Raw genomic sequence first — 11,217 nt, 5'->3', positions numbered from 1 at the left:
GATCGATTTTGCTTGACTGACCGTTCCAGAAAATCCTAGGCTGCGGTACGTGGCCAGGACCAAGGAGTTCGATCCGGACGCCGCGCTGCAGTCGGCCCTGGAGCTGTTCTGGCGGCGCGGCTACGAGGCGACGTCGATGGCCGACCTGGTCGAGCACCTCGGCATCGGCAGGGCGAGCCTGTACGCGACCTTCGGCAGCAAGCACGAGCTGTACCTGAGGGCGCTGGAGCGCTACGAGGAGTCGGGGCTCACCCGGATCGTGCGGGACCTGTCCCGGCCGGGCCCCGCCCTGCCGGCCGTGCGCGCGGTCGTACGGCGGTACGCGGCGGAGGCGGCCGACGAGCGGCTGCGGCGGATGGGCTGCCTGATCACCAACACGGCCGCCGAGCTGGCCCCGCACGACCCGGCCGCGGCCCGGCGGGTCGAGCGCAACTGGGACCACGTCGAGACCGCGCTGCACTCGGCGCTCGCCCGCGCCCAGGCCCAGGGCGAGCTGCCCGCCGGCCGGGACCCGCTCGCCCTCGCCCGCATGCTGCTGGTGCTGATGCAGGGGCTGCGGTTGGTCGGCAAGGCATCCTCGGACCCCGCCCGGGTCCGGGACGCCGCGGAACAGGCGCTGGCGCTGTTCGACTGAGACACACGGTCGGCAGCGCCGCTTTTTCGCACCGCATACTGAACCGAACGGTCAATAAAAAGGAGATCCCCATGGCTCGCTTCTCCGGGCGGACCGCCCTCGTCACCGGCGCCGGCTCCGGCATCGGCCGGACCGTCGCCCTCGCGTTCGCCGCCGAGGGTGCCCGGGTCGTCGTCGCCGGACGGCGGCCGGAGCCGCTCGCGGAGACCGTCCGGCTGATCGAGGAACAGGGCGGCAAGGCCCTCGCGGTGAGCGCCGACGTCTCCCGCGCGGCCGACGCGGAAACGCTGGTCCGGGCCGCCGTGGACCACTTCGGCTCACTCGACGTGGCGGTCAACAACGCCGGCGTGTTCCGGGGCGGGCAGCCCCTCGCGGACCTGACGGAGGAGGACTGGCACACCCAGCTCGCGACCAACGTCACCGGCGTCTTCCTGGCCCTCCAGGCGCAGATCCGCCGGATGCGCACCCAGCCGGCGGGCGGCGCGATCGTGAACACCTCCTCCACCTTCGGCCCGCACACCGCCTCCCCCGGGGCCGCCGCCTACTCCGCCTCCAAAGCGGCCGTGACCGCGCTCAGCCGGGGCGCCGCCCTGGACCACATCAAGGACGGAGTCCGGATCAACGTGGTCAGCCCCGGTGCCACCGAGACCCCCATGTCCCTGCGCCCGGGCGAGACCGACGCGGACCGGGCCGAGCGGGCGAAGGCCACACTGCCGCTCGGCCGCATCGCGACCACCTCCGAGGTCGCCGCCGCCGTCCTCTACCTGGCCTCGGACGAGGCGGCCTCCGTCGTCGGCACCGACCTGGTCGTGGACAGCGGCGCCACGCTGTGACCGGCCGCCGACCGCTGCCGACGGGACAGAAGAGCTAGTCGATCCCCGACCGCTCCACCCCCGCCACGATCCACCGCTGGAAGAACAGGAACACCACGAGCAGCGGCAGGATCGACACGGCCGCGGCGACGAACAGCTCGTGCAGCCGCACGACCTGGGAGGTGGTGAAGGAGGACAGGGCCACCTGCACCGTCCAGGCGCTCTGGTCCTGCCCGATCACCAGCGGCCACAGGAAGGAGTTCCACGCGCCGAGGAACACGATCGTCCCGACCGCCGCGAACACCGGCCGCGCGTTCGGCACCACCACCAGCCAGTACGTCCGCCAGTACCCGAGCCCGTCGACCTGCGCCGCGTCCTCCAACTCCCGTGGAAAACCGAGGAAGTACTGCCGGAACACGAAACAGGCGAACGCGGAGAACAGCGTCGGGACGATCAGCCCCCGGTAGGTGGAGATCCAGCCCAGCGAGGACACCAGCACGAAGCTGGGCACGAAGGTGACGGCGGCCGGGACCAGCAGGGTGCCGAGGACGCCGTAGAAGACCTTGTTCGCGTGCCGGTAGGGGATGCGGGCGAGGCCGTAGCCCGCGAGGGAGGCCAGGAGCAGGGTGCCCAGCGTGGTCGCGACCGCGATCAGCGCGGAGTTGAGCAGCGAGCGGGCGAACGGGACGGACGGGTCGTCGAACAGCTCCCGGACGTTCTCCCACCTCAACTCGCCCGGGAAGAAGGTCCATTCGGGCGAGGTGATGTCCTGCTCGCTCGACAGCCCGTTGCGCACCAGCAGATAGAAGGGGATCAGGAAGAGCAGGGCGAGCGCGATCAGCAGCACCAGCCTGAGCGCGCGCCCCACCCGGACCACGGCGTCATCCATCGGCGTCCGTCCTTCCCAGCCGCAGCCACCGCGCCTGCCCCACCGTGACGACGGCGATGACCAGCGCGAGGATGACCGCGCCCGCGCTGCCGAGCCCCAGGTTCTGCCCCTGCCCGAGGGCGGTGTAGTAGAGGTAGACCAGCGGCGGACGGGCGTACGGGGGATAACCCCGGGCGTCCGAGAGCAGGTTGTAGAACTCGTCGAAGGCCTGGAAGGCGTTGATGACGAGCAGCAGCACCACCGCGACCGAGGTGGCCCGCAGCTGCGGCAGGGTGATGTGCCGCAGCACGGTCCAGCCGGGCCGGGCCCCGTCCACGGCGGCCGCCTCGTACAGCACCGGGTCGATCCGCTGCAGCCCGGCCAGGAAGAGGATCATGTAGAACCCGGCCTGCAGCCACAGCCGTACGGTCACGATGACCAGCCAGTACCAGGGCGGATCGCTGCCGGCCAGCCAGGCGACGGGGTCCTGGCCGACCCACCCGAGGACGGTGTTGGCGAGCCCGAACCGCACCCCGTTGAAGATCGACATCTTCCATACCAGCGCGGCGACGACGTAACTGCAGGCGGCCGGGAGGAAGAAGACGGAGCGGAAGAAGGCCTGGGCGCGTCCGAGGCGGTTCACCATCAGGGCGAGCGAGAGGGCGAGGGCGTAGGTGACCGGCACGATGAAGGCGGTGAAGACGAGAAAGGTCCGCAGGCTGCCGACGAACGCGTCGTCCCGGAGCATCGCCGTGTAGTTGTCCAGCCCGACGAAGTGCGTGGGCGTGACGGTGTTGTGCGCGTCGAAGAAGCTCAGTCCCACGCTCCACAGCAGCGGGACGTAGGTGAACAGCGCCAGCCCGAGCGCGAACGGCCCCACGAACACCCAGAACCAGAGGGTCCTGCGGCGCGTCATGAGGTCTTCTTCGCGCTCTTCGCGCCGTTTGTGCGCTTCACCCGGTCGAGCTCGGCCGCCACCTTCCGTACGACGGCCCGCAGTTCGCCCTCGGAGCTCGCCCCGCTCGTGATGATCCGGCTGAGCGCGTCCTGGTAGGCGGTCTGGGCGGCCGGCGTCCACAGCAGCGGCTGGGCGTAGCCGTGGTCGGTGGTGAAGCGCACGGCGTCGGCGGCGGCCCCCGACCGCAGCTGGGTGGCCTTCCTGGCGAGGGAGATCCGGGCCGGGATGTGAAAGCCGTACGACAGCGCGAAGTCCTCCTGGTAGTCGGTGCGTTCGACCCACAGCCACCGCACGTACTCCTTCGCGGCCTCCTTGTGCCTGCTGCGGCCGCTGACGGCGGCGCCGTACGCCCCCACCGGTACGGCGGGCTTGCCCCGGCCGCCGTCCCTGGGGAACGGCAGGACCCCGAAGTCGTCCCCCAGCTCCTTCTTGATCTGCGGCAGCGCCCACAGCCCGGACCACTGCATCGCGGTCAGCCCCTGGACGAAGGCGGACGGGTCGGACCAGTCGGCGGGCGCGCCGAGCAGGAGGGACTTGTCGGCGTACAGCCGGTGGAGCTTGCCGAGGGTGCGGGCGGCGGCGGGATCGTCGAAGCCGACCTTGCCGTCCTCGGTGACGAGCTGCAGCCCGGCGGCGTACAGGGGCGTGCCGCCGAGCACACCGGCACCCCCGTCGTTCCCCAGGAACAGGCCCTTGACCTTGCCGCTGGTGAGCTTGTGGGCGGCGTCCACGAGGGCGTCCAGCGTGTCCGGCGGCTCGACCCCGGCGTCCCGCAGCAGGCTCTTGCGGTAGTAGAGCATCTGCATGTCGATGACCTGCGGAATGCCCCAGACCCGGCCCTCGTACGTCTTGGGCGCGAGGACGGCCGGGTTGAAGTCGTCCCGGACGTCCTCGACCAGGTCGGTGAGGTCGACGACCTGGCCGCCCTGGATCTGGTCGAGCGTGGGCCCGTTGACCTCGAAGACGTCCGGCCCGGAGTCGGTGAGCAGGGCGGCGGCGGTCTGCTGGTCGTAGTTCCCCGGGCGCCACTGCACCGTGACGCGCGCCTTGCGGTAGGCGCCGGCGTACCGCTCGACGGCCTGCTGGGTGCCGGCCTCACCGTACTGGTGATACCACTGCGACAGCGCCGTCCCGTGGGCGTCCCCGCCTCCGCGCCCGGTGTTGGACCCGCAGGCGCCGAGTAACCCGGCACCTGCCACTGCCCCCGCGGCCAGCAGTCCCCTACGGCTCATCGTCATCGTCGGTGCCCCCTGACGTCGGTCCACTTCGTGGGTCCTCTTGGTGGGTCCTCTGGGTGGGTCCTCTTCGTCGGTCCCCTTCGTCATTGATGCACGGCCCAACGATCAACCATGCGCGCCGATGACGAAAGGCGTGTTGCGGCCGCGTGTCAGGGGACCCGCAAGGCGATGGGCGAGGGGTGGGCACAACTTTTCCGGCCCGGGGCGCATCCAACAAAGTGCCCTTCATCCACCCATTCACCCGATGGAGGCGGATGTGCCATGTTTCCGTATCCTCAGCCTCTGAATCCTCGGAATCCCCTGAAATCCCTCCGGAGACTCTCCGGGCGCGGCCCGGCGGCCGTGCTGACCGCCGCTCTTCTCGGCCTCACGGCCGCGGGAGCCGCGTGGAGCGCCACCCCGGCGACGGCACGGGCCTCGACCACCGTCCGGACCTGCGGGGTGAGCGACCTGTACCTCTCCATGGGCCGCAAGGAAGGCGCGGCCGGGTCGCTGTACTGGTCGATCCGGTTCACCAACACCGGCACGACCAGCTGTGCCCTGCGCGGCTACCCGGGCGTCAGCGTCCTGGACACCGCGCACCACCAGACAGGCCCGGCCGCCACCCGCAGCGGCCGGTCGTACGGCACGGTCACCCTCGCCCCCGCCCGTACGGCGTCGGCGGTGGTCCGCACCACCAACGGCCCGGTGGGCGGCCCCTGCCTGCACACCGGCAGCTACCTGCGGGTCTACCCGCCGGCTTCCCGCACCGCGACCCTGGTCCCGGCGGCCTGGACGATCTGCTCGGGCGTGTTCCAGGTGGGTCCGGTGAACGTGCAGGGCGCTTTCTGAGCGGGAGGTCCAGGGCGCCTTCTGAGAGGAGGCAGTAGAGAAGAGGCAACAGATCCGAAGGGGCGGCGTACCCGGACCGGGCGCCGCCCCTCGCGCCTCCCGGCGGCGCGGATCAGTTGCCGGGAGCGGTGCGCTTGTCCTGCTGTGAGCCACACCGACGGGTGATCGACATCAGATCGCTCGGAGCGTCCAGTTCGAGCCGGTGCCAGCGGCCACGGGGCACGATCACGGCGGTGCCCGGCCCCAGCCGCACCATCTCCTCGGCGCCGCCCTCAGCCGTGGGGCGGACATACAGGCGCACGCCCCCGGCGAGACAGCACACGGCTTCCTCGCCCGCGGGATGCACCTCCCAGTGGTCGGCGTGCACGTCGGCGTCGGTCTCCACGTGGAAGGCCGCGACCTGCCAGGAGCCGGGGTCACCTTCAGTCATCCGCCGGGCGCCGGACAGGACACCGCCGTCGGGCCGGAAGTCCAGCATCGAGGAGAACAGATCGACGGTCGTGAGGGTCATGACGGTGTTCCTTCCATCCGCTGGTCCGCGGGAGGTGCGAGGTGGGGGGCATCGGTGTCGGCGCTCCGGATGCGGCGCCGGGGCGGTCGGGGCACTCGGGGCACTCCGGGTGTTCGGGGCAGCACAGCGACCGCCACGACCGCCGCGAGCAGGAGGAGGACGGCCGTGACGGCCAGGGCGAGGGCGTAGCCGCCGTTGAGGGCGCCGGGGCCGGTGGCCGTACCGGTGTGGTGGGCGGCGACCGTGGCCAGCGTGGCCACGCCGATGCATCCGCCCAGCTGGCGTGCGCTGTTGAACAGCCCGGAGGCCATGCCGGCCTCGCCGGGCCGGACGCCGGTCGTGGCGGCGGCCGCCGCCGGTGCGAACACCAGCCCGATGCCGACGCTGGTGAGCAGGGACGGCCCGAGCACGTCGGTGAGGAAGCTGCCGTGCGGGCTGATCCGGGCGAACCAGGCCATGCCCGCGGCGGCGAAGAGCGCGCCGGGTACGAGGGCGGTGCGGGGCGAGCGGTTCGCGGTGATCCGGGTGGCGGCGAAGGTGGCCGCGACCGAGCCCACGCTGAACGGCAGGAACGCGGCGCCGGTCGCGGCGGCGCCGAGGCCCAGGACCTGCTGGAGGTACAGCGAGACGAAGTAGAACGCGCTGAACTGCCCGGCCGCGGCGAGGAACACGAGCAGGTTGGCACCGGCGACCCAGCGACCGCGCAGCAGCCCGAGCCGCAACAGCGGTGCGTCCGCGCGGGATTCGACGACGGCGAACGCGGCCAGCAGAAGAGCCGCACCACCGAGAGCGGCCAGGGTCTCCCGGCTCGCCCACCCCCGCACGTCGGTCCGTACGACACCGAACACCAGCAGCCCGGTGCCGCCGGTGGCCAGCAGCGCTCCGAGCAGGTCCGGCCGCTCCCGCCGCACCGGCCCGGGCTCGCTCGGTACGGCCGCGCGGACCAGCACGAGGGCGGTCGCCACGATGGGCAGATTGATCAGCATCACCCAGCGCCAGCCCGCGTACTGGGTCAGCACTCCGCCCGCGAGGACACCCAGCGCCCCGCCGACGGCGTTCATCGCGCTCCACACCCCGAGGGCGCGGACGCGGGCGGGGCCGTCGGTGAAGGTGGTGGTCAGCAGGGCGAGGGCGGCCGGCGCGGCGGCGGCCGCACCCACGCCCTGCCCGGCGCGCGCGGCGACCAACTGCCAGGGTTCCTGGGCGAGGCCACCGGCGAGCGAACAGACGCCGAAGACGAGGAGCCCCGCGACGAACAGCCGGCGCCGCCCGTAGAGATCGCAGGCCCGGCCCCCGAGCAGCAGGAATCCGCCGAAGGTGAGCGCGTACACGTGCACCACCCAGGACAGGTCGAGCGGGGCGAAGCCGAGGGCGGTACGGATCGCGGGGAGCGCGACGTTGACCACGGCCATGTCGAGAGCGACGACGAACTGGGCGACGGCGGCGGCCGCGAGCAGCAAGCCGCCCCTGCCGCGTAAGCCCGTGGCTTTGTTTTTATACATGTAAGAAAACTAGCGCGACCGACCGGCGTTGTCGACACGTCGAAATCCGCGGCCGACGGCGGAGGCATGATGGACCCCATGCCGCAACCGCCCACCACCCGAAAGCCCACCGGCACCACGACCGGTAGGACCACCGGCAACGCCCCCGGCGGCACGACCGGCAGGACCGCCCGCACCACGACCGGCAACGCCCCCGGCCGACCAGCCCGTATCTCCCGCGAGGAGATCATCCGGACGGCGCTCCGGATCGTGACGGACGAGGGAGTGAAGCGGCTGACGATGCGCCGCCTGGCCGCCGAGATCGGCAGCACACCCATGGCGCTGTACCACCACGTCCGCGACAAGGAGGAACTCCTCGTCCTGCTCCTGGACGACTACGCCGCCCGCACCCTGCGCCGCCCGCCCGCCCCTCCCACCGACCCACGCGAACGTGTCATCGCCGCCGCCACCGCGATCCACGAGGTACTGGCGGCCTGCCCCTGGACGGTGGACGTCCTCACGGCGGACGACCTCATGTCCACGTCGGCCCTGTGGCACGTCGAGCAGATCGTGGACGGCCTGACGGAGTGCGGACTGTCCCCGGACTACGCCGTCCACGGTTACCGCGCCATCTGGTACTACACCGCCGGCGAGATCCTGGTCCGCGCGACAGCGGCCCGCCGACGCACCACCGACGCCCGCCCGACCTACCGCGACCGCGTCTTCGCCGACCTCGACCCCGACGAACTCCCCCGCCTGGCACAACTGGCAGACCGCTGGGCCCCCCTGACCGCCCAGGACACCTACGCCCACGGCTTGGCGGCCCTGGTGAAAGGCCTGTTGACCCCCCACAACTGAAGAGGGACGACACCCACCCCGGGTACCGCCCCCCTCACCTGCCGCGCCGCTCAGTCCCGCCGAATCAACTCGGGGTCGATCCGCCGCCCGATCAACGGCAACGACCCGAGCGCGGCCACGGCCACGGCCCCGAGCGAACAGGCGAGCAGCAGTGGCACGCCCTGCCCGTCCCAGAAGATCGCGCCGCCTCCGGTGACGAGATAACTCGACTCGGCGGCCTTCCCGGTGACGACGGCCAACACCAGTCCTGCGGTCAATGGCACGACGACCTGCGCAACCTGCGCGGCCCGCAGGGTGCGGGGCCGCGCGCCGAGCAAGGCCAGCGCCGTGACCTGGGGCTTCCGCTCCATGGCCCGGTCGGTGGCCGCGACCAGGTAGGCGGCCACACCGATGATCAGGCCGAGCACCATGCCGATGGCCAGCAGGGTCCTGACGACGGCGATCTGTTGGAGGGCGGTGACGTTGATGCCGTAGGGGTCGACGGCGATCGTGGGGTCGACGCCGCCGATTCCGTCCAGCACGCGTCGCACGGTTGCGGGGTCGGAATCACTGACCAGTTCCAGGGTGGCATGGTCGGGACGGTAACCGGCGGGGAGGAACGACGGCGGCAGAAGGACGTCGGCGTCCATCGCCTGGATGTCGTCCCAGTCGCGGTACCGGAGGACGTCTTGAGGGACTTTCAGTGGCTGGAAGCGGCGGTGCCCGTCGTTCCAGAGGTGGAATCGGAAGGTCGCTCCCGGCTGGACGTCGTCGTGAGGGTATCCGTTGGCCACGTCCAGCAGCCGGACAGGGCGGCCATCAACGCAGCCTTCGACCTTCGACACCGACTCTCGCAACTGGTTGCATGTGGCGATCACCGCGTTGAGAACGGGTTGGTACGAGTCGACGCGGAGCTCCGTCCATGAGCTCATTCGGATGGCATGCCCCCGAACGCCTCTGATGCCTTCCAAAGCGTGCTGTTGCTTGGCCGTCACACCGTCGATTTCGATGCTGTAGATCTGCACGGGCGAGTTGTGCCTGGAAACCTGGTCGAGTTCGATGAGGACGCCTTGGACGAGCGAGGCCGCGTACACCAAGAGGATCAGGCCAGTCGCCACGCGGAGGGCACCTCCGGGTTCCGCCTCGTTGCGGCGCATGGCCAGGCCCAGGGACAGCGAGCCGCTCGAGCGGGCCACCCTGCGGGCAAGGACCTGTGAGAGAAGCGGAAGCGTCAGTACGAGACCGGCCCCAATCAGTACGACGGCGGCTGGCACGAGGACGGCGGACACTGAGGTGTCCCGCGGCGCGTGGCCCGTCGCACCGGCCACGCAGTACCCGACGACGATACCCAGCCCAGGAACGAGTGGCAGCAAACCCCATTTGGTGAGCGGTTTCTCCACGGCACTGCGTCGCACGGCCAGGGGGCTCGCCGCCGCCTTACGAGCGCTCGCGCGCCCCACGAACCATGCGAGGGCAGGACAGCCGAGCAGGCAGACGAGGATCGTCGAAACACTGAGGGCGCCGTCACTCGGATACCACTTGAAGCCGGGAAGGCCCGCACGGCTGATCATTTGGTTGGTCAACTCGTAGATTCCGAGGCCAAGCACGGCACCGAGCAGTACAGCAGCCACCGTTTCGGCCGCATTGACCCGCTGAACAGCCTTCGCGCTCAAGCCGAGAAGGCGCAGTGCGGCCAACCGCCGTACTCGGACGGCAGCGGAGAGCCTGGCGCACACCGAGAGGAAGACCGCCAGTGGCAGCAGTACGACACCTGCCAGAGTGAACCGCAGGATGCCGAGGGTGGACTTCTCAACCGTGGGGCTCGGTGGATAGGGCTCGCCGAAGAGCGTTACGACGTCGGCATTCCTCAGCTTGTGCGGGGAGACGCCGATGTACGCGTACAACTCATCCGGATGTGCGAGGCCTTCTGCACCGATAAGTCCGCGTTCCCGCCCTGGGAGGAGCTGGGCGAGCCCTGGATCCCCATGAAGCACCTGGTGCAGCCGCGGAGACAGGATGATCTCACCCGGACGTGGAAGTGCCACCAATCCCGGTGGCGGCCCAATGAGTTTGGTACCGGGTGCGATGAAGACGCGGGTCATGGGCTGGGAGCCGAGCGGGTCCGTCCTGGTCAGTTCCCGTGAGGCTCCCTCCGCCCCGATGCATTTCCTCTGTGAGTCCCTGACGCAGGTCGGCTCGCGCGCTGCCATGCGCGCATCCTGTGCTGCCAGGACTGCTGGGATGGTCAGGACTACGGCGAGGCAGCTCACGCCGATCGCGCTGCCAAGAGTCATGAGAAGGAACCGCACCCGGTTCCCTGGCCCACTGCCCATGAGCAGGCGCAGCCCCAGGAGTAATTCTCTCACTTCGCCTCCCGGGCATGAGTTGTGAGAGCACCGTCGCGCATCGTGTAGTGGGTGTCCGCTCGCGCTGCCACTTGCTGATCATGTGTGACGAGTACTACGGCGGTACCCTGGGATCGCGCGAGTGCCAGGAACTCCTCCAGTACGGACGTGGCGTTGGCGCTATCGAGAGAGCCGGTGGGCTCGTCGGCGAACACAACGGCCGGTTGATGGACCAACGCACGGGCGACGGCAACTCGTTGATTCTGTCCTCCGGACACCTGCGAGGGCCGACGCCGCCGCAGATCCGCTAGGCCGAGCCGACCGAGTACCTCGCCCGCGGCGGCGAGCGCGGGAGCTTTACGTTGTCCAGCCAGACGAAGAGGCAGGGCTGTGTTCTCCTCGATGGTCAGTTCGGGGAGCAGTTCTCCGTACTGGAATACGAATCCGAATCGCTCGCGGCGGACGGCGCTCAGCTCCTCGTCAGGCAGCTCAGAGAGAACGCGCCCCTCGAATCGGACCTCGCCTCGGGCTACGGGAAGGACTCCGGCCAGGCAGTACAGCAACGACGACTTGCCCGAACCGCTCTGCCCAGTGATCGCCGCGACCTCACCGCGGCTCAGGGCGATTTCCGCATTCCGGACCGCGGAGGTGTCACCGTAGAAGAGGTCGACACCCACGGCGGAGAGGACTTCTGACGTAATG

11 protein-coding genes are annotated in these 11,217 nt (G+C 70.4%); 4 read left to right on the top strand and 7 right to left on the bottom strand.

Annotated elements, in window-relative coordinates; translation table 11 throughout:
- Positions 1–49 precede the first annotated feature (49 nt).
- Both ABB07_RS26285 and ABB07_RS26280 read left to right on the top strand, forming a co-directional pair.
- Entirely contained in the window at positions 50–634 is a 585-nt protein-coding gene (locus ABB07_RS26285) for a TetR/AcrR family transcriptional regulator (protein ID WP_208901011.1), read from the top strand.
- 71 nt (positions 635–705) lie between these two features.
- Positions 706–1,467 (top strand): SDR family NAD(P)-dependent oxidoreductase, encoded by a 762-nt coding sequence (locus tag ABB07_RS26280; protein ID WP_208901010.1) that lies wholly within the window; start codon positions 706–708, stop codon positions 1,465–1,467.
- A 34-nt stretch (positions 1,468–1,501) separates the two neighbouring features.
- On the opposite strand, the gene ABB07_RS26275 is transcribed toward ABB07_RS26280, so the two are convergent.
- Genes ABB07_RS26275 through ABB07_RS26265 form a run of 3 tightly spaced genes read right to left on the bottom strand, consistent with a single transcriptional unit; the run spans position 1,502 to position 4,510 of the window.
- Positions 1,502–2,335 (bottom strand): carbohydrate ABC transporter permease, encoded by an 834-nt coding sequence (locus ABB07_RS26275; protein WP_208901009.1) that lies wholly within the window; start codon positions 2,333–2,335, stop codon positions 1,502–1,504.
- Positions 2,328–3,230, bottom strand: coding sequence for a carbohydrate ABC transporter permease (locus ABB07_RS26270; RefSeq protein ID WP_208901008.1), 903 nt, complete (start codon positions 3,228–3,230; stop codon positions 2,328–2,330). The genes ABB07_RS26275 and ABB07_RS26270 overlap by 8 nt, the downstream gene beginning before the upstream one ends.
- Positions 3,227–4,510 carry an ABC transporter substrate-binding protein gene (locus tag ABB07_RS26265; RefSeq protein ID WP_208903638.1) on the bottom strand — a complete coding sequence of 428 codons (1,284 nt, stop codon included), beginning with the start codon at positions 4,508–4,510 and terminating at the stop codon, positions 3,227–3,229. Before ABB07_RS26265 ends, ABB07_RS26270 begins: the two co-directional genes overlap by 4 nt.
- Before the next feature lie 441 nt (positions 4,511–4,951).
- Here ABB07_RS26265 and ABB07_RS26260 point away from each other — a divergent pair, with 441 nt between their 5' ends.
- Positions 4,952–5,341, top strand: a complete 390-nt coding sequence (locus ABB07_RS26260) for a DUF4232 domain-containing protein (RefSeq protein ID WP_208901007.1) — start codon at positions 4,952–4,954, stop codon at positions 5,339–5,341.
- Positions 5,342–5,453: 112 nt separating this feature from the next.
- Here ABB07_RS26260 and ABB07_RS26255 read toward each other — a convergent pair whose 3' ends face one another.
- Positions 5,454–5,852, bottom strand: a complete 399-nt coding sequence (locus ABB07_RS26255; RefSeq protein ID WP_208901006.1) for a cupin domain-containing protein — start codon at positions 5,850–5,852, stop codon at positions 5,454–5,456.
- On the bottom strand, positions 5,849–7,354 hold the full coding sequence (locus tag ABB07_RS26250) for an MFS transporter (protein WP_208901005.1): 1,506 nt from the start codon (positions 7,352–7,354) through the stop codon (positions 5,849–5,851). Before ABB07_RS26250 ends, ABB07_RS26255 begins: the two co-directional genes overlap by 4 nt.
- Before the next feature lie 210 nt (positions 7,355–7,564).
- On the opposite strand from ABB07_RS26250, the gene ABB07_RS26245 reads away from it, so the two are divergent.
- Positions 7,565–8,191, top strand: a complete 627-nt coding sequence (locus tag ABB07_RS26245) for a TetR/AcrR family transcriptional regulator (RefSeq protein WP_425264824.1) — start codon at positions 7,565–7,567, stop codon at positions 8,189–8,191.
- 50 nt (positions 8,192–8,241) lie between these two features.
- On the opposite strand, the gene ABB07_RS26240 is transcribed toward ABB07_RS26245, so the two are convergent.
- Together ABB07_RS26240 and ABB07_RS26235 are read right to left on the bottom strand one after the other, a co-directional pair.
- Positions 8,242–10,272, bottom strand: coding sequence for an FtsX-like permease family protein (locus tag ABB07_RS26240; protein WP_244189531.1), 2,031 nt, complete (start codon positions 10,270–10,272; stop codon positions 8,242–8,244).
- A gap of 260 nt (positions 10,273–10,532) precedes the next feature.
- A complete protein-coding gene (locus ABB07_RS26235; protein ID WP_208903637.1) occupies positions 10,533–11,216 on the bottom strand; it encodes an ABC transporter ATP-binding protein in 684 nt (227 codons plus the stop codon).
- Position 11,217 lies beyond the last annotated feature (1 nt).

The sequence above is a fragment of the Streptomyces incarnatus genome, assembly GCF_001027185.1.
In the GTDB taxonomy this organism is placed as follows: Bacteria; Actinomycetota; Actinomycetes; order Streptomycetales; family Streptomycetaceae; genus Streptomyces; species Streptomyces puniciscabiei.
Note: the sequence above shows the minus strand (reverse complement) of the source record. Positions and strands in the feature narration are given on the sequence as shown.

Coding starts and splice junctions, on each gene's coding strand:
- ABB07_RS26280 (WP_208901010.1), top strand. CDS start 706: ATGGCTCGCTTCTCCGGGCGGACCGCCCTCGTCACCGGCGCCGGCTCC.
- ABB07_RS26275 (WP_208901009.1), bottom strand. CDS start 2,335: ATGGATGACGCCGTGGTCCGGGTGGGGCGCGCGCTCAGGCTGGTGCTG.
- ABB07_RS26270 (WP_208901008.1), bottom strand. CDS start 3,230: ATGACGCGCCGCAGGACCCTCTGGTTCTGGGTGTTCGTGGGGCCGTTC.
- ABB07_RS26265 (WP_208903638.1), bottom strand. CDS start 4,510: ATGACGATGAGCCGTAGGGGACTGCTGGCCGCGGGGGCAGTGGCAGGT.
- ABB07_RS26255 (WP_208901006.1), bottom strand. CDS start 5,852: ATGACCCTCACGACCGTCGATCTGTTCTCCTCGATGCTGGACTTCCGG.
- ABB07_RS26250 (WP_208901005.1), bottom strand. CDS start 7,354: ATGTATAAAAACAAAGCCACGGGCTTACGCGGCAGGGGCGGCTTGCTG.
- ABB07_RS26240 (WP_244189531.1), bottom strand. CDS start 10,272: ATGACCCGCGTCTTCATCGCACCCGGTACCAAACTCATTGGGCCGCCA.